Origin of the sequence: Fontibacillus phaseoli (assembly GCF_003337355.1) — a bacterium.
Classification (GTDB): domain Bacteria; phylum Bacillota; class Bacilli; order Paenibacillales; family Paenibacillaceae; genus Fontibacillus; species Fontibacillus phaseoli.
In genome coordinates, this window is the sequence record NZ_QPJW01000001.1 from 659,903 (window position 1) to 681,836 (window position 21,934).

Here is a 21,934-nt window from a genome sequence, read left to right on the forward strand (position 1 = left end):
GTGTTTTTTATTGCGTTATTTTCCTTTTTTTATCAAATTAGTAATTCGAAAGGAGGTGAAAGTGATGAGATTCACGAATGAGTAGGATATCAAATTTCTGATGTAGACGGGAGAGAAGTGTAATGAATAAAAAAGTGACAGTTTCATTGTGCGTAGCGCTTGTACTGGCAAATCTTCAATGCCTTTCTTTAAAATCCAGCGCTGAAATACAACCTACTGATTTTAATGATATTGCAGGACACTGGGCGAAAAGTACGATTATGGCAGCTGTTGATAAAGGATACGTTTCTGGATACCCTGGAGAATTATTTAAGCCTGATTTGGAAATTAGCCGGGCAGAATTCGTTAAATTGGTTGTTTCCTCATTAGGGCTCACGGAAGACATGATAACTAGCGATAATGATGAGTGGTATGCAAGTTATGTCCAGACTGCCGAGGAGCAAAAGTTATATAGCACGAGCGATTTTGAAAATTCAGAAGAGTCATGGCGAGCGAAAATTACACGAAAGGAGATGGCTCGCATTGCAGCGCGGGCTGTAGGCGAGAACACGGATGACGATGATAAGTGGTTTTATTTAGCTACTAAAAAGGGATTGATTACCGGTCTTGGACAAGGCCAACTAGGAGAGAAAGTAACAACTACCCGGGCTCAGGCAGTAACGATTATTGAGCGTGTTTTAAAATCACGCGAGGGAGCTGTGCTGCCTGTTGATAAATATGCGGTCTCTACTGCAGAACTTGCTTGGCATGGTACAAATATTTTTAGCGTCATGCCGGAAGTCTTTGTAACCAATGAAAAGCAGTTGAACGGTAAGCCGGTGGAAGAACTTTGGCGCGAAGACTTGATGGTCGTTGATCCGGGGAATGGAAAATACAAGGGAGAGTTAGAGGCTTTAATTGCAATCGATTTAGAAGATCCGAATGATCCAAATCTGAAGTTGCTGCCTCCGCTGGAGGAGGTGAAGTGGGATTACTTTGGAAGCCAGTACAATGGAATACCTACGAAATATATTCCAGTTAACAAGCTTCCTGCAAGTTACTTTTTGTTATTTATAGGTAAGGAGGTTTACAACAGCGATTCCAATTTATATTATTCTGATCCAAATGGACCAGCTCATGGAATACATGGAATAGAATCACCAGATAGAGATGCATTTTTTCAGGGAGAATTGAATGGAATTGGAAACCTTTTTCATAGAAAGTTTGCTGATATTAACGGGTATATTCTTCCAAAGAAAGGTTGGACACAAGGTATTCATCCTATTGAAATTCGAATTTATACCCCTGTCCGAAGTAAATATGGTTATAAGTCCAATACTTTATTAAAAATTAATGGTCCATTTATAAAAAATACACAAGGTGATGAGGATTGAGAAGTAATTGGGTAAGCTATCTTTCTTTTTTATTGTTATGGTTGTTTATCACACCTCCTACTATGGCTCAATCTAATGGCGTAGAACAAAGCCTTCCAATAAAAGACATCCCTTATACCCTCAACGAAGACAATCGTCTAGAGACTCCGGGGTCGATTTTTACTAAATTTAAAACTCTTCAACCTCAGATTAAGGAGGATGTTGGTTCTAGTAGGATCATTACAAAAATTGAGTTTTACATGAATGGAAATATAGTTAAAACGTTAAACTGGGGATATCAGTCTATGGATACCAAGGTGAATTTGGAGGGACACCAGGTTACAGTAACTACTGACAAGAACTCTATGGAATATGGTGGCTTCTTTGCATGGCAGCGTAACGCTGCAGCGACGAAATGGAAGCCTGGTTCTGGCGACTATACTATTTTGGAAAGTTATAACGTTCCTAGGGACGTTCATGGGGCAGATATGTATCCCGGAGTCAAAGTAGATATTCCAGTTTCTTCAACACGTTCGACGGCTTATATGAATACGAATTACTATAATGGAAGCTTTAAAACAGGTGTCATCGATGATGATCTTCAATTATTACGACGATTAAATCGAACTCGGGTCGGAATAAACGTGGATGCTGAAGTAAGTCGCGCTAATGTTCAATATCCGCATGGTGTAGGTCGAGTAGATCCCTCAACCCAAATAGGCAGTCTAGTGGTCAAAAGCCTAAATGAAGTAGACGTTCATTATATTCAAACTTATGATCACGAAGGAATCAAAGTCCCCTTACCCGCCGGTGGAAATGCGGCCATGATGTATTACTTGAATTCCAACTGGTTCATCCTAACATCTTATACTTATCAATATCCAGATAAAATGAAAATTTATTACAAGGAAGACGATGGAGGAGGAAGTACCAACCCGCCGCCTGAAGGATGTACGGAACCGAGCCCGAGCGGTCAAGTCAAGGAAGCTCCCTTGACCTCCCCTAACGTTAGCGCCGTAATTAAAGCGGATACCCGGGGCAATGAGCGCTTTGACGTTCTCGATGGAATTCCGACCACGGAAAGTCTGTACGGCAATGTTTTGGCGAATAGCTATCTGTCTAAAAATAAATTCGTGCAAATGAGCGGGAAATGTACATATGAAGTCACTGTAAACAGAGAGTACGAGTTGAAATGGGATCCCGGAAAAAAAGTGCCAAAACCGGATGGTACCGGCGAAATGGATGCGCCTGATCCGCAAACGGCAACGGAGACGCTGACAAAGTCATATACCATCGAGCGGCCTTATTCCTTCTGGGTGATTGAAAATCTTGAGGTCTATAAGATCGATCAGGCGAAACTGTGGAATTACGCGTTTAGTGGCGGTGGCATTATGATTATGCCAAGCGGTTATTCGCCGCCGAGTTTTTCTTCATCGAAATCTAATGAGTACGTACCGCCTCATGTTCCAGACTCTGTGGATGCTCCGAAAGGAAGCAAGACGGGGGGAAAGGAGAAGCCGGATATTTCGAATGAGAATTTGGAGTCTTATGCACAACAGGCCGTCGGAAAAGTAAAAGTTAAAAACGATACGCTTACCTTTAACGGTTCGACGATCATGAACGGGGGCCAAATCAATGAGACCGGACCCGTACCGGGTTCCATACCGATGCCGTCGCAAATTCATCAAAATGTTCTTTACAGCCTCGGAAATAGTATTCCAACCAGCAAGACAAATAAGGCAAATCAAAGCAGCAGCGGGACGATTTATTACGGTTTGATGAGCGGTAATATTAATGGCGGAGCGGATGAGAATTATCCGATCTACGGGATTAATCCGGTGACGGTGCATACTCCGGTGGTCATGTATCCGGATGTGTCGGACGACGCGGAACACAATCAGAAAACGGTGCCGGCCGCCGGACGGTCCGCCGTCATTCTCGATCGGCCGTTTTCGGTTCACATGCCGAATAGTGGGCAGCATGCCGATTACAAGGGATACGGCTATAACAATTATTTGAAATACATAGGCCGCAAGCAGGTCCGCTTTCCTTTTGATGTGTACGATGGGAACAAGGTGACATTTCATCCGAAGAACACCTGGATCGAAGTTGATAAATCCATGGAGTCTTTCTCATACTTTCTTCCGGTATGGGTGGATGAAGGGTTCTATCAGGTGGAGTTTCGCACAATAGCGCATAATGCGCCGGACGGAGCCAGCCAGCAGAGCCAGGCAAATCTGGATCTTACGCATCATATCGCCTACGAAACGGTTCCGGTGGATGTGATCGGGCGGGTGTATGATTTCCGGATTACGGATATCGCCGACTATAACTGGGAGACGGTATTCCGAACCTCGGCCGGTTCATCGGTACCAACGGGGTCGTCTTATTGGGTTGGAATAAATGGAATAGACGGCGTGCCCCGCGGAAATACGTCGAGATTCACGCTGCCCATCATTCCCGGCAGTCATCCGCTTTATACCAATGCGGTAATCAAGACGGGGTATCATTTCAAGTTTGACTTGAAGACGAAAGGGAATATGTTCGGGATGAAAGACTGTATCACGATTACGCCTTCGTTTTACTTTGTCAGCGCCAAAGACGGTACACGGAAGGCCGTGGATCTTTATTATCATGCTGGTAACCGCAGCTACGTCAAAATCGGATCGCCAAGGGATAAGGTACAGCGTTATGTCATTCTGAACGAGCGACTGCGTAGTGTGCCTATGGAGGAACTGACTGATACGGCCTTGTATAAATACGACCACGATTTTACGTTTGATCAAGTATCCGGGGTTGGGCGCGCGCAATATGTACAGAACTATATCTCAAAAATAACCCTGCAAAAAACGCCGGTAGGCATTTTAAGCCTGTTGGAGTTGAATGAGCGTATCCGTACACTAATTGGGCCGAAAAGCGGGATACCGGCCGGGGTAGATCCAGCAAGAGTCAATGCCGCCGTGCAAAAATGGTACGGGGAGTACAGTCTGCCGGCTGATCTTTTTGTGGTGAACGCGGGGACTAATGTGGCTGAATATGGTCGGAGTCATAATGGGCTGAGTGATCAATCGCCGATTTTTTTGAAAGAAGGGTATATAGTAGTTAATTTCAATATTGAGACCGTCCGCAACGGAGATGCCGCACACCCCTATTTGCAGTATATTCATGCACCATTGATGAATCAGTGGCATCAGCTCGAAGGTTTTGTACGCCGGGTGAGTGACCCCTACGGCCGTACTTTTGTACTTATGGACGGAGATGTAGTGTTTTATGAAGCGGCCGGTTCGAGCCGGGACGACTTTCGGTCCATGGTTACGCATTAAGGACCGGTAAGTCGCCAATTAATTAAGCAAGCGAGCTTGACGGAAAGGCTGGAATGCGCTGAAACAAGAGCGTGAGCCGGCCTTTTTTCGTACGGAATAGCGCATTTGGAGTCGCCGACCTACCCCAGTCTTTAGTGTAATCGCATTTTATGCTAAAATAGGAAGAATGAATGGAGAAATACAGATAAATTTAAACGAATAGGTGTGTGAAGATGAAACCCTTTATATATGATTTTAGTTTGGAAGAACTGCAACAATGGGCCGTTGAACAAGGTGAACCGGCATTTCGGGGGGGGCAGATTTTTGACTGGCTGTATGTCAAACGGGTGAATTCTTTTGAGGAAATGAGTAACCTGTCCAAAAGCATGCGGCAAAAGCTGGACGAGCAGTTTGCGTTTGTGACCCTGAATGAAATTACGAAGTATGAATCCAAAGACGGCACCGTGAAGTTCCTGTTCGGTTTGCATGATGAGCATGCGATCGAGACAGTGATTATGAAGCATAACTACGGCAACAGCATTTGCGTGACGACTCAGGTCGGCTGCAAGGTCGGTTGTACGTTTTGCGCCTCCACCCTGGGAGGTCTTAAACGGAATTTGACGGCGGGTGAAATCGTCGCCCAGGTTGTCCAGGCCCAAAAGATTCTCGATACCCGTGGCGAACGGGTGAGCAGCATCGTTATTATGGGGACCGGCGAACCGTTTGAGAATTATGAAGCCACGATGAAATTTTTGCGGATTATGATCCACGAAAAGGGCTTGAATATCGGACAACGGCATATTACTGTATCAACGAGCGGGATCGTCCCGAACATTTACAAATTCGCCGATGAGGATACGCAAATCAATTTGGCCATATCGATTCATGCGCCGAACGATGCGTTAAGATCCAAGCTCATGCCGGTAAACCGGCGGTTTCCTTTTGACGATGTGATGGAGTCTTTGCGGTATTACATCGCCAAAACAGGCCGGAGAATCACTTTCGAATATGCGCTGATTGGCGGGGTGAACGACCGTCCCGAGCACGCCGAAGAACTGGCCGATGTACTAAAAAGTATGCTCTGCCACGTCAATCTGATCCCGGTCAATCATGTGCCGGAGCGCAAGTATGTCAGAACATCCAGAAACGACATTTTTCAATTTCAACGCATTTTGGCGGAAAAAGGGGTCAATGTTACTATCCGCCGGGAGCAAGGCCATGATATTGCGGCGGCCTGTGGACAATTGCGGGCGAAGCACATGGAGTCTGGTACGAGGTGATCGAATTTGATTAAGACGGTTTATGTAAGTGATGTAGGGCGTGTCCGCTCGGTAAATGAGGACAGCTCCTGGGTTGCCCAGTTGGAACAAGGCTATACGCTGGCCATTGTTGCTGATGGGATGGGCGGTCACCAGGCAGGAGACACCGCGAGCCGGTTGGCTGTGGAGACCATTGTGCAGGATTTGCACTATCTGCCCCCGGGCCTTACCGCCGAGATTTGCGGCGAAAAGCTGAAACAGGCTATTTTGCATGCGAATGAAGTCGTTTACCGGGAAGCTTCGGAACATGAAGAGTATCACAACATGGGAACGACAGTGGTGGCTGTACTGCTTGGTAATCAAGAAGGCATGATCGGCCACATCGGCGATAGCCGGGTCTACAAATTCGGCCGTGGCGAGATGGTTCAATTGACTGAAGACCATTCTTTGGTCAATGAGCTGCTCAAAAGCAAGCAGATCAGTGAACAGGAAGCCACCGTGCATCCGCACCGCAACGTAGTTACCCGGGCTCTGGGTACGGACCCGCAAGTCATTGTCGACTTGTATCCCGTTTCTTTGGAGCCAGGGGAAATATTGCTGCTTTGCAGCGACGGGCTTAGCAATTATGTAACGTTGGAACAGATGACGCAAACGCTAAGCTCGGAGGCTCTCGAATTGAATGACCGGGCCGACCGTTTGCTTCGGCTTGCCTTGCTGGCCGGGGGCGACGACAATATTACCGTCGTATTACTGGAGCATTGCGGAGAAGACGGGTCTAGCGTAAAGGAGTGGAATTCATGATCGGACACGAATTGGGCGGTCGTTACCAGGTTATCGAGCGAATCGGCGGAGGCGGGATGGCGCTTGTATACAGAGCACAAGACATCCTTTTAAACCGTTTCGTAGCTATTAAAGTGCTGCGACAGCAATTTGTGAATGACGAGGAGTTTATCCGCCGTTTTCGCCGAGAAGCGCAGTCTGCAGCCTCATTGTCTCATCCTAATATCGTAAGCGTGTATGATGTTGGCCAGGAAGAAGACATTCATTATATTGTCATGGAATATATAGAAGGCCAGAATTTGAACGAAATCATTAAGGAGCGCGCACCGCTGCAGGTGGAGGAGTCGATCCGGATCGCCTCGCAAATCGCTGACGCGCTGGATCATGCCCATCAAAATCAGATCATTCACCGTGATATTAAACCTCATAATATTTTAATAGGACGCAACGGACGGGTAAAAGTAACGGATTTCGGTATCGCCCGGGCGGTAACCTCGTCCACGATTACCCAGACGGGTTCGGTGGTAGGCTCGGTCCACTATTTCTCACCGGAGCACGCCAAGGGTGTAACGACCGGGGAAAAGTCGGATTTGTACTCCCTGGGGATCGTGCTTTACCAAATGCTGACGGGACAACTGCCTTTCCTTGGCGAAAGCCCAATCAGCGTGGCGCTTAAACATTTGCAGGAGCATTTTGAGGAGCCGCGGATGGTGAATCCGATGATTCCTCAAAGCGTCGAAAATATTATTTTGAAGTCGATGCGCAAAAATCCCGCCGAACGCTATCAATCGGCCAAAGAAATGCTGCGCGATCTGGAAACCTGCCTTCTGCCGGAAAGACGGCTGGAATCGAAACTGTCTTTTGCCGATGAGGAGGATGAAGACAGTACCCGGATCGTTCCGGCGATTAAGCCTCAAGGCAAGACCGCGGCAGGCGGATCGAAGCTTTCGCGGGATTCCCAGGTTCCCGATGATGGAAAGGCGGCCAATAAGGCGTCAGCAAAAGGAAAAGCCGCTCTTTGGATCAGCCTTACGGTGGTTGTGCTGCTGGCTATGCTTGGCGTTGCCTGGTACGTCAACAAGATGGTTACCGTGCCCGAAACGAAGGTTCCGAGCGTGCTCAACCTGTCGGAGCAAGAGGCGACCACGAAGCTTACCGAGCTTGGATTGGTAGTCGGGAACGTTAAGCGGGAGTATAAAGAAGGCGTCAACGAAGGCATCGTTTACGAACAAAGCAAGCCGGAAGGGACGACGCTCAAAGAAGGGGCGGCGATCGACATTACCGTCAGTACCGCCAAGGAGCTTCCTCAGATGATCTCCTTGACCGGCATGACTTACGAGGATGCGGTGGAACAGCTCGTTCAACGCGGCATCGATGAGGACCGGATCAGGAAGTCCGAGGATTTTAGCGAAGAAAAGGTTGGTAAAGTCATCGGGCAAAGCCCCGATGCCAATGCGGAATATGATCCGGCTTTAGTGGATGTGGTCTTGAAGGTCAGCAAGGGGCAAGACAGCGTGGATATGCCGAATTTGGTCGGTGAAACCCTGGAAAAGGCGAAAGCGATGCTTCAGGAACGCAACATACCGATTGCCAAGGATGGAATTCAGGAAAAATCGAGCTTCGAAGTTGAAGCCGGGGTAGTAATGGAACAATGGCCGTTCAATCCGAACGATAAAGTGCCGACCGACTCCGAAGGGGTTAGGCTGACCGTTAGCTCCGGTTATCCGCCGGAGGCGCTACAGTTTACGTATGAAATTCCTGTCACTCCTGCAGTCGAAGGCCAGAAGAGCAAGATCCAGTTGACGTACGGGGATGCGCGCGGCGAAAACCTGGATTGGGGCACCAAAACGATCGGCAAACCGCAGTATTTATCGGTCGATCTGCTGTTGGCTCCCAACAAGAACGGTTATGTTTCCGTATTGCGCGACGGCGTGCTTATAGAGACGTATCCGGTATCGTACATCGATGCCAAACAGGGAACCGTTCCCGAATTGTCGCTTCCTGAAGAAGAACAGCAGGACGAGGGCGTAATGAATTCTAATGAGGGAGAGAATATTCCGGATACGGGCATGATTAATACCGGTTCTCTGGCTAATGCGGAAAAAGCTAGCGGAAAAGGGAACGGTAAAGGAAACAAAGGCAAAGGGAACAATAACCATTAAGGCAGACATACACGAAAGCGAGGCCAAGTAAGTATGCCTGAAGGCTTGATTGTTAAAGCATTAAGCGGATATTACTACGTGAAGTCCGACTCCGCGGCACCTGGGGAAACGGTCCAGTGCCGCGGGCGCGGCATTTTCAAGAAGAAGGGTCTGACTCCGTTGGTGGGCGACCGTGTTCTATACACGCCTACCGAAAACGGTGAGGGAGCCGTTGAAGAAATTTTGCCGCGGGATACGGAGCTTATTCGTCCGCCGGTAGCCAATGCGAGACTTGCCGTTTTGCTCTTTTCATTAAAGGAACCGGATTTAAATCTCCAGTTGCTGGACAAATTTCTGGTTCATATTGAGCAGTCCGGGCTGCGCACCCTAATTTGTCTGACCAAAGAAGATCTGCTGGATGAGGGTGAGAGCGACCAGGATGGAGATTTGACCAGTCAGGTTAAAGAACTGTATGAAAAAATCGGATACGAAGTGGTCGTGACCAGTTCCAGGATCGGAACCGGGACCGAGGAAGTCAAATCCCGCCTGGCTGGGGAAATTAGCGTATTCTCCGGTCAATCCGGCGTAGGGAAATCCTCCCTGCTTAACGCCATGCTACCCGGTTTGTCTCTTGAAACGAGCGAAATCAGCATGAAACTCGGCCGGGGCCGCCATACGACCCGCCATGTCGAACTGATTGAATTGGAAAATGGAGGGTATGTAGCGGATACGCCGGGTTTCAGTCAACTTGATTTTCTCGAGCTGGGCGTAGAAGAGTTGTCCGTTTGTTTTATAGAGTTCCGCCAGTTTGCCGAGGAATGCAAATTCCGCGGCTGTAGCCATCTCCATGAGCCGGGCTGTAAAGTAAGGCAGGCGGTGGAAGACGATGCCATTGCATCGAGCCGTTATAAGCATTACGTGCAGTTCCACGAAGAGATGAAAGAGAAAAAACGGAGGTATTAGCATCATGAAGAATATCTATATCGCACCTTCTATTTTATCTGCGGATTTTGCCAAGCTCGGTCAAGAAGTGGCGGATGTGGAACGCGGTGGAGCCGACTGGCTTCACGTGGACGTCATGGACGGGCATTTCGTTCCGAACTTGACCTTCGGACCGCTGGTGATGGGGGCGATTGCCCCGCTGACCAAGCTGCCGCTGGACGTGCACCTGATGATCGAGAAGCCGGAGGAGTACGTCCCGGCCTTCGCCCAGGCGGGAGCGCATGTCATTACCGTGCACGCCGAAGCTTGCGTGCACTTGCACCGCGTTATCCATTTGATCAAGGAGCATGGCGTCAAAGCCGGCGTGGCCATTAATCCGGCTACCCCGGTATCGGCGATCCGCGAAGTGATCGAGGATCTGGATCTGGTGCTCGTCATGACCGTGAATCCCGGCTTTGGGGGACAAGCTTTTATTCCCGCAACGCTGCGCAAAATTCGCGAATTGAGCAAATGGAGAACAGAGCTAGGTTTGGATCATCTGCGTATCGAGGTTGACGGAGGCATTGCCGCTTCCACCGCGCCGCTCGTGGTTGAAGCCGGCGCCGATGTGCTGGTGGCGGGGAACGCCGTATTCGGCCGTCCCGACCGGAGTGCCGCCATTGCCGAAATCAAGGCCAGCATCTAGCTTTTTCACGGGAAAGGGCTTATTTCTGCTCTTGTCCGTTGGCATAGGGAATCATCGCTTCGCATACAATGGGTTACATGAGCAGGGTTCTCATGTAGCCTTTTTTTTGTAGTGGAAATACACGGGTAAAGGGCTCGGAACATAGACTATGGGTGAAGGCATGAGAATGATGGGGAGGGTGAACGATGAAATTTTACACATTCAAGCTGCCTAAATTTCTGGGAGGATTCGTTAAGGCCGTATTGAACACGTTCCACAAAAACTAGATCGGACGGATGCCAGGCCAAGGAAGACCCGGAGTGACATGGAAGCACCAAAAAAGCACCTCTATTAGAAAAGGTGCTTTTTGTCTATATGCTTATTTGAGTCTTATACACGGGTCAGTTTACCGGATTTCAAAGCCCGAGTGCTGACGTATACGCGTTTTGGTTTACCGTCAACCAGGATCCGAACTTTTTGCACGTTTACGCCCCAAGAACGGCGGTTGCGATTGTTAGCATGGGAAACATGGTTACCGCTGCTAGGCTTTTTACCTGTTACATAACATTTGCGAGACATTCATTACACCTCCTGTTCCAATACACCTGTCTTGAAAATAACAGCTTATTAGCAAGTTCACAGTTATTGTTCAAGCCGGCCATAAATGCCGGTCGATTTCCCGATCTGATCGTTACGGACAGGGAAAACCGCATAAAACAATACTTAAATATAATATCATAGTAAAAAAAGCCCCGTCAACCGATCGTCAAACATTATTTCTGGCTGCTTGCCCATCTTTTATTTATTTCTCTTTATTCTTATAGTACAATATTGTTTAGTCCATAATAATTTCAAGGGAGGAGTGAGTGCAGGCGTGGCTATACAATTGGATACCGAATATGGACACATCGATATCTCGGAAGAAGCGATAGCGGTTATCGCCGGATCGGCCGCCATGGAATGTTATGGACTGGTAGGAATGGCAAGCCGAAAGCAGTTTAAAGACGGCATCGCCGAATTGCTTGGGCGCGAAAATCTGGCCCGGGGTGTTGAAGTGAACCTTGATAATAATCGATTGGCAATTTATCTTTATATTATAGTTAGTTATGGCACGAAAATTTCCGAGGTCGCACACAACATACAGCAAAAAGTAAAATACGTGTTAAGTGAAGTCGTTGGACTCGAAGTCGCCGAGGTTGGCGTCGTGGTTCAAGGCGTACGTGTATCAAGCTAGGAAGGGGAATTCTCTTGAGTAAGCGTTCTATAAATGGAACAGATTTTACCGCCATGGTACTTGCCGGGGCGGATCGGCTAACACAACATGCCGAGCATGTCAATTCTTTGAATGTGTTTCCGGTTCCCGACGGGGATACCGGCACAAATATGAATTTGACGATGACGGCCGGTGTAACCGAGCTGAAAAATAACGGATCGGGCGGCGTAGGCAGGCGGGCAGGCGTTCTGTCCAAAGGGTTGCTGATGGGTGCACGGGGGAACTCGGGGGTTATTTTATCCCAGTTGTTCCGTGGATTTGGCCGTTATGCGACTTCCTATGAGGAATTGAATACGGTTCAGTTCGCGGCCGCGCTGCAAAGCGGTGTCGATACCGCCTATAAAGCGGTTGTGAAGCCGGTGGAGGGAACGATCCTTACGGTGGCGAAGGAAGCCGCCAAACATGCGGTCTTTTATGCCAGACGGACCAATGATGTTACGGAACTTATGACCGAAGTGCTGGCCAAAGCCAAAGAAGCCCTTGCCAGTACCCCGGAGCTTCTGCCTGTCTTGAAACAAGTCGGCGTCGTGGATTCCGGCGGTCAGGGACTGGTTTATATTTATGAGGGTTTTCTGGAGCAATTGACAGGCAAAGTACAGGCTCATGTACCGGTTCAGGGACAATTCGCAGCATCGGCAGCTACCAGTCGTCCGCTTCAAGTTACCCCTGCGGCGTTCGATACCGTGCATCCTGTTTCGGCACAGGCAAAGCTTGAAACCGAAGATATTGAGTTTTTGTATGATATGGAATTTTTTATTAATCGTAAGCTTGGTGAAGGCCCGAATTCGAACTTTGACGAGGATCAATTCCGGAAAGCGCTGTCAGTGAATGGAGATTCCATCATTGTGATCGCGGACGATGAAGTTATTAAAGTGCATGTCCATTCCAAAGCGCCGGGCGAGGTATTGAATCTCGCGCTACGCTTTGGCGAAATTACGCAAATTCATATTTTAAATATGCGCGAACAGCATCGCGATTTGCTCACGGCCGGCATGGATGCGGCTCCGATAGCGGAACTGTTCGCCGAGATTCCGGCGGAACCGGTTCGCTCCAGTGATCCGGCTAAGCTTCCGGCCGATGAGATGGCTCCTTACGGATTTATCGCCGTGGCTTCGGGCCAAGGGATTACGGATATCTTCAAGAGCCTTGGCGTCGATGTCGTCTTGTCCGGCGGACAGACGATGAACCCGAGCACGGAGGATTTCGTAAAGGCGATCCATTCGATTTCGGCCGAGCATATTTTCGTGCTCCCGAACAATTCCAATATTGTGCTCGCGGCCCAACAGGCCCGTGATCTTCTTGAAGGGGAACGCAGCGTGACGGTTATTACGAGCAAGAGCATCCCGCAAGGGATTGCTGCGGCATTCGCGTTCCAGGAAGAAGAGAGCGCGGAGAGCAATACGGACAGCATGTTGAATGCAGTTCAGCACGTGAAAACGGGACAAGTTACCTATGCCGTCCGGGATACGGTGTTTGACGATCTGGAAATCAAAGCCGGACATTATATCGGCATCGCGGATTCCAAAATCGTAAGCACGGAAGAAGGACTGCTGGAAACGAGCCAAGAACTGCTTACCAAAATGCTCGCCGGCGGTGACGAGATCGTAACGATTCTGGTGGGCGAAGAGGCTTCTTTGGACATTACCGAATCGCTTACAGCCTGGATTCATGAGGTTTATCCTGACGCCGAAGTGGAAGTTCACGAGGGCGGTCAGCCGATATATTATTATTTGTTCTCGGTTGAATCCTAGTGGAAGATGAAAGGATGGGGATCTCTTTGAAGCAGGCAATTATCGTGGCCGACAGTACGGCCGATGTACCCAAGGCGATGGTTGAGGAATACGGAATCCATATCGTTCCTATGCGGCTTTCATTTGGTGAGGAGTCTTTCGTGGAAGGCATCGACATTACTGTCGAGGAGTTTTACGACAAACTGACCAAATCCAAGGAGTTGCCGACGACTTCACAAACCTCTCCATCCCAGTATGTTGAGGTGTACCGGAATTTGATGCAGGAGCACCCCGGCACTCCGATTGTGTCCCTTCATATTTCATCGGGTATGAGCGGTACGTATCAATCGGCTCTGCTTGCGAAAAGTATGCTAGAGGAAGAAGAAGGTGTGGATGCCGATATTACGGTAATCGACTCCCTGTGCGCTACTTACGGGTTTGGACTTCAGGTTGTCTTAGCAGCCAGAATGGCTAAGCAGGGCATTTCTCCTGGAGAAATCAAAGCCGAAGTGGAGCGTGTCGGTAAAGAACGCAGGCTCTATTTTTTGGTGGACGTCCTGGAATATTTACAAAAAGGCGGCCGGATCAGAAAATCGGCGGCGATTGTCGGCTCCCTTCTTAATATCAAGCCGATTCTGTCGGTGGATCAGGAGGGGATCATCTACCCGGTCGACAAAGTAAGAGGCCAGAAGAAGGCTGTTTCCAAAGTGATCGAATTGTTCTTAAACGATCTGGGAGACCGGAAAGATGTGAACATCGCGGTCTGCGACGCCGTCAATCCGGAGGGCGCCGAGGAAATGATCCGCCTGATGTCGGAACATTTCACTTTGCATGAGGTGGTCCGCACCAGTATTGGGGCCGTCGTCGGCACCCATGTGGGACCAGGCACCGTGGCCGTTTTTGTTTGGCCGGCTTAAAAGTGAGGGATTATCATTATGGATTTGAATGATATACCGGTAAGGCAGGTCAGCGGCGTGAGCGCTCTTAAAGCAGGAGAGCTTCACGCCTTTGGCGTCTTTACGGTGAACGATTTAATTGAATATTATCCGTATCGTTACGAGGATTACCGGCTTCGCTCCCTGACGGAAGCCAAGGACGGGGACAAGATCACCGTTCAGGCCAAAATCATGGGTATTCCCGTGCTGCAGCGGTACGGCAAGAAGTCCAGGTTAACCTGCAAAATGGTAGCCGAGGACTGGATGTTTACGGCGACGTGGTTTAACCGCCATTTTTTGCGGGAGGAATTAACCGCGGGCCGCGAAATCATTCTAACGGGAAAATGGGACATGCGGCGGAGTCAACTGACGGTGTCGGATTCTGAGTTTCCCGATAAAGGAACGCTGCGCAGCGGCAGCCTGCAGCCCGTTTACTCAGTGGGCGGCAAGATTACGCAGGCCTGGATCCGCAAGACGATTGGACAGGCCTTGCTGCAGTACGGGGAAATGATTCCTGAGAACCTGCCTCCGGAATTGTTGCGCGAGTATGATCTTATGCCGCGCCGCCGCGCGATCCAGCGGATTCATCAGCCTCAGGACAGCGAGGAAGGGCAACTGGCGCGCCGCCGGATGGTGTATGAGGAACTGTTTCTGTTCCAGCTCAAGCTGCAGGCGTACCGGGCGATGAATCACGATCGCATGGATGGCGTGCAGCATGAACTGGAGAATGCAACCATTCGCGAGTTTGTGCGTAGCCTTCCGTTCGAGTTGACCGATGCGCAAAAAAAAGTCGAGCTGGAGATTTTGCAGGACATGCGCTCTCCTTATTGCATGAACCGGCTGCTGCAGGGTGACGTCGGCTCCGGTAAGACGGTCATTGCTGCCATCGCCTTGTTCGCGGCCGTAAAATCCGGGCACCAGGGCGCATTCATGGTGCCGACCGAGATTTTGGCCGAGCAGCATGTCCGTTCATTGACAAAGCTGTTTGAGCCATTCGGGATCACCGTCGGCCTGCTTACGGGCAGCGTTACGGGGCGGCGGCGCAAAGACTTGCTTGCCTCGCTGCAAATGGGGATGACGGATATTATCGTCGGCACCCATGCGCTGATCCAGGAAGATGTTTTCTTCCGCTCGCTCAGCCTGGTCGTCACGGATGAGCAGCACCGGTTCGGGGTGAACCAGCGCAGCATTTTGCGGCGCAAGGGCTTCAATCCCGACGTGCTGACGATGACGGCGACGCCGATTCCGCGGACGCTGGCTATTACGGCATTCGGCGACATGGATGTGTCGACGTTGTCGGAGCGGCCGAAGGGACGGAAGCCGATCTCGACCTATTGGGTCAAGCACGGGATGATGGACCGGGTGCTCGGCTTCATTTCCCGAGAAGTTTTGCTAGGACGGCAGGCTTACCTGATCTGTCCGCTGATCGAAGAGTCGGAGAAGCTCGATGTGCAAAATGCGATCGACCTGTATGTGGGGATGCAGCAGGCTTTCCCGGATTTCAAGGTTGGTCTGCTGCATGGGCGCATGACGGCGGCGGAGAAGGACGAAGTGATGCGTGCGTTCTATGACAACGAGGTGCAGTTGCTCGTTTCGACGACGGTCGTCGAGGTCGGCGTCGACGTACCGAACGCGACGCTGATGATCGTCATGGACGCCGACCGCTTTGGTTTGTCGCAGCTTCATCAGCTGCGGGGCCGGGTAGGCCGGGGGGAGCACGCATCGTACTGTGTGCTCATCGCCGATCCGAAGTCGGAGGTCGGTCAGGAGCGGATGAAGGTCATGACCGACACGGACGACGGCTTCGAAGTGGCCCGCCGGGACCTGGAGCTGCGCGGTCCCGGGGATTTCTTCGGCACCAAGCAGAGCGGGGTGCCGGAATTCCGAATCGCGGACATGGTCAGCGATTTTAAGGTGTTGGAGGCGTCGCGGGACGACGCCGCCCGGCTGGTGGGCGACCCGTCGTTCTGGACGTCGCCGCAGTACGCGCCGCTGCGGAGCTATTTGCAGCGGGAGCAGATTTTGCAGGGCGAGCTGATCGATTAGAGGGATTGGCTGAGACAGGTTTCTTTCTATTATAAATAGGAAGAAACTTCACTATAATATAGAAGGAAAATGGCGGCCGGAATGGCTGCCATTTTTTTGCGCTATGCTATAGGACCTCAACGAGGAAATAGTATTCGGCTTGACCTTGATCCAGAAACCATTCGCAATGAATGTTGTACAAGTATTTCCCTTTAGTTTTAGGGACGAAATACGGGTCATCGTTACTATCATTGCTTGTGTTTGTTATCGTGAATTCCTTGATTCCCTGCGGAGCCTCTGTTTTGATCTCCGAACCGGCGGGAACGACGGTGGCTGTCAGTTCCGGGATAGAAGCATCTACGCTTACGCAACGGCTTTCGTTACTTGATGTAGGCGAGCACCAGCTATAGCCTCCTCTGGCCACCTCTATGGGAATACCTTGAATCGTAATTGTTGGCAAAGGCGGCTTTTCTTCCTTCACCCATTTTGAACGCAGTGCCTGATGAAAGGCCGATGGGCCTTCCGAATCGTGGTTACGGCTGCCAATGACATAACCAGCGTAGAATGTGAATGCACACGTTAATATAGCCAATACTATCCATGAAATCAACCTCTTTTTTCTCATGGGCGTCCCCCTTTTCTGTTGTCTTTACCTCTTGACGGATCAATCCCTTGAATTGTTCCGTTTGGCCGCAGGCGGATTTTGGAGAAAGGGTGTTGTTTTTTTGCACTATGGACGGACTCCCGCTCATACATTAGAGAGAAGGCCTAAAGAACGGGAGGTGTGGGCGTCTTTGAGTTATCATCAATTTGGAATCAGTCCGCAGTTGGTGGAGCGGATTAAATTAAAAATGAAAAATCCGGCTACCAAGGAGCGCGTAAAAAAACTGGTGGAGGGGTTGACCAAATCCGATCTTCAGGATCGCATGAAGGTACGTCGGCTTGTTAAATCGGCGGCTTCATTGCTGAATGAACGGTTGACCGGGGTACAGGAAGAGCAGATCGTTCAGTTTGTCATCGCCCAAAAAATCGATCCGAAGAGCACGCTTCACTTAATCAAGCTGTGGGGAATGTTTCGTTAACGTAAACGGAACGGAAACTTGCCATTCATTGCCGATGCACTCCGGGCAAAATCGGTCAGCCGGATAACTCCGGCTGATTTTCATTGATAAGAGATTCTAAATGGATTTTATGCATCTAATTTCGCGCCAACAGAGTCTGGGAAAGGTATAGCTGGAAAAAGTGCATTAATTTGCTCGATTTGTGCGAGAAGGCCGGGTTTACTTCCAAATAACCTCATGTTCTCCAGTTAGTTGGCCAAATTCGGCTATTTGCGTGAAATTAGCAGCAGATTTTCCAGTAAAATTTTTTTGCGGGACTTTAGAGCGACTTGTACCTATGTTGTATCTGTGCTGTACCTGAGTTTTTACCTGTGTTGCGATAAACCTGACCCGTGCTCTTTATGAGATGGGTGCATCTTTCTAAGGAATATTGTTAAAGAAATGTAAAGGTACAATGGATGTAAAATTGAGATTAAGGGGAGTAATAATTCGTGTAAAATCTTGAGGCCATAATGGATCTTACCCTCGGAGATATGCCTGTTTTACGTTGAGTTAATAATTCCGGGCCAAATTCGGCTTGCATTTAAGGGAATACTGTTGTATTTTTAAATTGACATGGCAGTAGGTCAAAACAAAATGCAGACTGGGAGGCAGAGTATGACTCCGCGGACAAAAGAGCAGAATGAACAAATTCGTATCCGGCGAATGGCCCAAATTTTAAAGGTTGCAGCGGATGTGTACCTGGATAAAGGCATGCTGATGGAAATTCGGGACGTAGCCGCCGAAGCTGGTCTGGGCTATGGGACCGTGTATCATTACTATAAAAACAAAGCCGATGTGCTGCATGATCTGCTGGCGCAAGCGATGAACCGGGCTGAGGAAATTTTGCGGCTTTCGTCTCCTGTGGTGGCGGTCCCTGCAGATGCAGTGGGAGCGAGTGGTACTCCAGCGTTCCCGGCCGGAACTTCCGGAAACGGCGGCGGCATCGCGGCGGTTTCCGCCGTGGCTACCGAAGCGCGAGTTGTTGCTGCGGCAAAAACCGGGTCGGGGCCACCGCAGGATCAGGATGATCTGCGGGCGCTGGCCGTAAGGCTGTTGGAGTCCTGGGGGGACGACCACGCCTTCTATTTGGCCTGCCAACTCGGCGGCGATCAATTTCGGGCGCTGCCCGAGGAGCAAGCGGCCCGGCTTACGGCCGCTTATCGCGAGCAGATACTCCTCCCGCTGTCCCGTCTGATCAGCGTAGCCAGCAACGGAGGAAGCGGGAGGTCCGGCCCACCCGGGCCATCCGAACAACCCGGCCGAGTTAGGCCACCCGGCGCCTCTAGCCATTCCGGAACTGCGCCGGTTCCCGGGCCCGGACGTCAGGCGGAATGGCTGCTCGCGGCATTGACGGGGTGCGCGTTGTCGTCCATCCGGCGCGGAACGCTGCGTAGTGAAGCCGGGCAAATCGTACGGTTTTTGTTTTAGCAAGGCCGGTTTGCCGGCAGGATTTGATATAGAGTGGAGCGAAGCATAGATGATTATTTTGAAATCACCCAGAGAAATTGAAGAAATGAAGGCGGCAAACCAGATCGTTGCCGACTGTCATCGTGAGGTTGCCAAATTGGTTCAGCCGGGCATCAGCACGCTGGAAATTAACAATTTTGTCGCCAAGCATATCGTCAAATTGGGCGGGAAACAGTTTACCAAAGGATATAACGGATTTCCTGCCGAAACTTGCGCTTCGGTCAATGATGTGGTGGCGCATGGTTTTCCGTCTTCCAAACCGCTGCAGGACGGCGATCTGCTTAAGCTGGATATCGTTGTAGAATACGGCGGATGGTTCGGTGATTCCTGCTGGTGTTACACAATAGGGAGCCCCGGTCCTGCCGTGGAAAAATTGCTTAAAGTCACGAAGGAATGCTTGGAGCTCGGCATCTCCCAAGCGGTTCCGGGTAATCGGCTCGGAGATATCACTTCGGCGGTTCAGAAGCATGCGGAATCCAACGGTTACTCCGTCGTTCGGGATCTTCTCGCGCACGGGATCGGCAGAACGCTGCATGAGGAACCGAGCTATGAGCACATCGGCGTGGCCGGAAAAGGAATTCGGCTGAAGGAAGGCATGGTGTTTACGATTGAGCCGATGATCAACGAGGGCACCTTCCGCATTTCTATCGACGAGGACGGTTGGACGGCCAGAACGGCGGACGGCAAGCTGTCGGCCCAGTTCGAACATACGATCGCGTTGACGACGGATGGACCGCTCATCTTGACGGCCCAGTAAGAGCCAAACTGAATTTTGCAAACGGTCGAGACGAAAGCCTTGACCGTTTTTTTGCATGGACTCCTTTTTCCGCCAGCAATTTTTCATTATCCAGCATTAACCTGTTGTCAAAGCGAATATTTGTTCGTATTATGAATATAATAAGAACAAACGTTCTATGTTTTATCTCCAACCGGTTGCTCCTTTTACGAAATGGCGGTTTCGCTAAGAATCAACCTAATACTAGGATGCGCATCATTCTAGGAACCTTTTTGGCTTGCACAAAACAGGGGCTAGGGGGTATAGCTGCAGGAGCATAAAGAGATCTGAGTATGCTTCTTTTTAGGATAAGGTTTTATGGAGGGGTCACCTATGTCGAAACGGATTTTTTTAATCGATGGACAATCTTTTTATGCCTCGGTGGAGAAGGCTGCCCACCCTGAGTATTGCGATAAGCCTGTGGCTGTAGGAGACCCTGCAAGGATGAACGGTATTGTTCTGGCGGCGTGTCCCATCGCCAAATCCCGAGGCGTGACAACCGCCTCGCGGGTCGGGGAAGCGCTGGCCAAATGCCCGGAGCTGATTGTCATCCGGCCCAGAATGCGCACTTATATCCAGATTTCGCTCTTGATTACGGAAATTTTCGAATCTTACACCGACCTTGTAGAGCCTTTTAGCATCGACGAGCAATTTTTGGATGTTACGGGTTCGCAGGCTTATTTCGGTTCCCCGTATGAAATGGCCAAAAGGATTCAGAACCATGTTCTTTTGTCGACGGGTGTCTGGACGAGAGTGGGAATCGGCCCTACAAAGGTGCTGGCCAAAATGGCGACCGATAATTATGCCAAAAAAATGCCCGAAGGCATATTTGAGCTTTCTTTCGGGAATCTGGAGCCCACGCTGTGGAAGCTTCCCGTGCACCAAATGTTTATGGTCGCTTCCGCGATGACCCGTCATTTTACCCGGATGGGCCTATCTTGCATCGGAGATATCGCGCGCCTGGAGCTTCCCGAGTTCAAGCGGCGGATGCGGCAGGAAATGGGCAAACAGAGCGATATTCAGGCAGAGTATTACTGGCAAACCGCGCGCGGGATCGATCCAAGTCCCGTCGTGTCCGGCATCCGTCATCAATTGAAATCGGTCAGTCATGGCAAGGCGCTTCGCTGGAAGCTGTATCAAAGGCTCCAGGACATCGAAATCGTTCTGCTCGAGCTGGTGGTGGAGGTATGCCGGCGCACAAGGCGCCATCATTTCCTCGGTTCGGTCGTTGCCGTTTCGGCGGCGGAAACGGACGGGACGCGTTCTTCTTCCTTCAGCCGGCAGATCACGCTGCCGGAACCGACGGCCCTGACCCATGAGGTGGCCTCCGCCGTACAGAATCTGTTCAAGAAATATTGGGGCGGACTGCCTGTCAGCCGCTTGACCGTCTCCTTGGCCCAGTTGACCGACGACAGCATGATCCAGCTTACTCTGTTTGACAATCGATCCCGCGCTTACGATAAAGAACGGGCCATCGACAGCATTAAAGACCGGTACGGGAGCGACGCCATCATCCACGCTTCTTCATTGATGGAAGCCGGCGTTGCGCGGGAAAGAGCCGGGCAAATCGGGGGGCACTACAAATGAGCAAGCTTGACGGAAACGACCGTTGGAAATCCAAAATGCTGCTGACGGAGCATGCCGAGAAATACGAGGAGCAGCACCGCTTCAATGAGAGCAGGATCATTACTTCGGAGGAACGCAGCCTACTCCGGGACTATATTTTGTTGCCGCATATGGAAAAAATGGTTCAAAAGAGCATTTCCGACATCGAGTACTCCAGCAATATTCTCAAACGCCTGCATCTCATGGTGAGCCAATACGTTCTGAATCGGATCATCAGGGACTCCTACAAGCTGCGACGCGAACTAAAACAGCGGAGCATTAAAATCCTCAGCGAGGAGCAAGCGGATCTCGTAGTCTATTATCGTTATTATTGCCGGGGATACGAGGAACGGTTCGGCATGACCCGAGACGTGATGCGATCAGAGATCAGTCTGCGGCTGACAAAGTATATGTCCGAACTGGGAGTGTTGCTCAAAGAACACGCCAAAGAAACCGAAATGAGAGACAAATCCTGACCGGGGAACAGCTTAATGGCTGTTCTTTTTTTTGCAATGCGGGGTCGTGACTCAAAAAAGGGACGGAAAACAAGCCGGAAAGTGGAAGATTAGCCCTCCCGATTT

The 21,934-nt window shown here is 50.2% G+C and carries 19 protein-coding genes; 17 read left to right on the top strand and 2 right to left on the bottom strand.

Annotated elements, in window-relative coordinates; all coding sequences use genetic code 11:
- Positions 1-122 precede the first annotated feature (122 nt).
- The 8 genes from DFP94_RS03245 to spoVM all read left to right on the top strand — a co-directional run bounded on the left by DFP94_RS03245 (position 123) and on the right by spoVM (position 10,727).
- Entirely contained in the window at positions 123-1,373 is a 1,251-nt protein-coding gene (locus DFP94_RS03245) for an S-layer homology domain-containing protein (RefSeq protein ID WP_114494986.1), read from the top strand.
- Between the two features lie 284 nt (positions 1,374-1,657).
- Positions 1,658-4,675 carry a DUF5704 domain-containing protein gene (locus DFP94_RS03250; RefSeq protein ID WP_147273835.1) on the top strand — a complete coding sequence of 1,006 codons (3,018 nt, stop codon included), beginning with the start codon at positions 1,658-1,660 and terminating at the stop codon, positions 4,673-4,675.
- A gap of 212 nt (positions 4,676-4,887) precedes the next feature.
- Complete coding sequence (gene rlmN / locus DFP94_RS03255; protein WP_114494988.1) at positions 4,888-5,934, top strand: dual-specificity RNA methyltransferase RlmN; 1,047 nt, start codon at positions 4,888-4,890, stop codon at positions 5,932-5,934.
- Between the two features lie 6 nt (positions 5,935-5,940).
- A complete protein-coding gene (locus tag DFP94_RS03260; protein WP_114494989.1) occupies positions 5,941-6,714 on the top strand; it encodes a Stp1/IreP family PP2C-type Ser/Thr phosphatase in 774 nt (257 codons plus the stop codon).
- On the top strand, positions 6,711-8,855 hold the full coding sequence (gene pknB / locus DFP94_RS03265) for a Stk1 family PASTA domain-containing Ser/Thr kinase (protein WP_114494990.1): 2,145 nt from the start codon (positions 6,711-6,713) through the stop codon (positions 8,853-8,855). Before DFP94_RS03260 ends, pknB begins: the two co-directional genes overlap by 4 nt.
- Positions 8,856-8,888: 33 nt before the next feature.
- Entirely contained in the window at positions 8,889-9,797 is a 909-nt protein-coding gene (gene rsgA / locus DFP94_RS03270; protein WP_114494991.1) for a ribosome small subunit-dependent GTPase A, read from the top strand.
- 4 nt (positions 9,798-9,801) lie between these two features.
- Positions 9,802-10,461 (top strand): ribulose-phosphate 3-epimerase, encoded by a 660-nt coding sequence (gene rpe / locus DFP94_RS03275; protein ID WP_114494992.1) that lies wholly within the window; start codon positions 9,802-9,804, stop codon positions 10,459-10,461.
- A gap of 185 nt (positions 10,462-10,646) precedes the next feature.
- A complete protein-coding gene (gene spoVM, locus DFP94_RS03280; protein WP_036621610.1) occupies positions 10,647-10,727 on the top strand; it encodes a stage V sporulation protein SpoVM in 81 nt (26 codons plus the stop codon).
- 103 nt (positions 10,728-10,830) lie between these two features.
- Here the strand turns inward: spoVM and rpmB are convergent, their stop codons facing one another.
- On the bottom strand, positions 10,831-11,019 hold the full coding sequence (rpmB, locus tag DFP94_RS03285; RefSeq protein WP_068781907.1) for a 50S ribosomal protein L28: 189 nt from the start codon (positions 11,017-11,019) through the stop codon (positions 10,831-10,833).
- A 295-nt stretch (positions 11,020-11,314) separates the two neighbouring features.
- On the opposite strand from rpmB, the gene DFP94_RS03290 reads away from it, so the two are divergent.
- The 4 genes from DFP94_RS03290 to recG are packed head-to-tail and all read left to right on the top strand — an operon-like array spanning position 11,315 to position 16,424.
- Positions 11,315-11,674, top strand: a complete 360-nt coding sequence (locus DFP94_RS03290) for an Asp23/Gls24 family envelope stress response protein (protein ID WP_114494993.1) — start codon at positions 11,315-11,317, stop codon at positions 11,672-11,674.
- A 14-nt stretch (positions 11,675-11,688) separates the two neighbouring features.
- Complete coding sequence (locus DFP94_RS03295) at positions 11,689-13,464, top strand: DAK2 domain-containing protein (RefSeq protein WP_114494994.1); 1,776 nt, start codon at positions 11,689-11,691, stop codon at positions 13,462-13,464.
- Positions 13,465-13,490: 26 nt separating this feature from the next.
- Positions 13,491-14,360 (top strand): DegV family protein, encoded by an 870-nt coding sequence (locus DFP94_RS03300; RefSeq protein WP_114495758.1) that lies wholly within the window; start codon positions 13,491-13,493, stop codon positions 14,358-14,360.
- Between the two features lie 18 nt (positions 14,361-14,378).
- Entirely contained in the window at positions 14,379-16,424 is a 2,046-nt protein-coding gene (gene recG / locus DFP94_RS03305; protein WP_245954446.1) for an ATP-dependent DNA helicase RecG, read from the top strand.
- 106 nt (positions 16,425-16,530) lie between these two features.
- Here the strand turns inward: recG and DFP94_RS03310 are convergent, their stop codons facing one another.
- On the bottom strand, positions 16,531-17,028 hold the full coding sequence (locus DFP94_RS03310) for a hypothetical protein (protein ID WP_114494996.1): 498 nt from the start codon (positions 17,026-17,028) through the stop codon (positions 16,531-16,533).
- A 169-nt stretch (positions 17,029-17,197) separates the two neighbouring features.
- Between DFP94_RS03310 and DFP94_RS03315 the strand changes: the two genes are divergently transcribed.
- The 5 genes from DFP94_RS03315 (at position 17,198) to DFP94_RS03335 (ending at position 21,829) form a co-directional block, all read left to right on the top strand.
- Positions 17,198-17,485: a stage VI sporulation protein F gene (locus tag DFP94_RS03315; protein ID WP_114494997.1), complete on the top strand. Its 288-nt coding sequence runs from the start codon at positions 17,198-17,200 to the stop codon at positions 17,483-17,485.
- A gap of 636 nt (positions 17,486-18,121) precedes the next feature.
- On the top strand, positions 18,122-18,934 hold the full coding sequence (locus tag DFP94_RS03320; protein ID WP_114494998.1) for a TetR/AcrR family transcriptional regulator: 813 nt from the start codon (positions 18,122-18,124) through the stop codon (positions 18,932-18,934).
- 49 nt (positions 18,935-18,983) lie between these two features.
- A complete protein-coding gene (gene map, locus DFP94_RS03325) occupies positions 18,984-19,730 on the top strand; it encodes a type I methionyl aminopeptidase (RefSeq protein WP_114494999.1) in 747 nt (248 codons plus the stop codon).
- 351 nt (positions 19,731-20,081) lie between these two features.
- Positions 20,082-21,335, top strand: a complete 1,254-nt coding sequence (locus DFP94_RS03330; protein ID WP_114495000.1) for a DNA polymerase IV — start codon at positions 20,082-20,084, stop codon at positions 21,333-21,335.
- Positions 21,332-21,829 (top strand): YhjD family protein, encoded by a 498-nt coding sequence (locus DFP94_RS03335; protein ID WP_114495001.1) that lies wholly within the window; start codon positions 21,332-21,334, stop codon positions 21,827-21,829. The genes DFP94_RS03330 and DFP94_RS03335 overlap by 4 nt, the downstream gene beginning before the upstream one ends.
- The last annotated feature ends 105 nt before the right edge of the window (positions 21,830-21,934 follow it).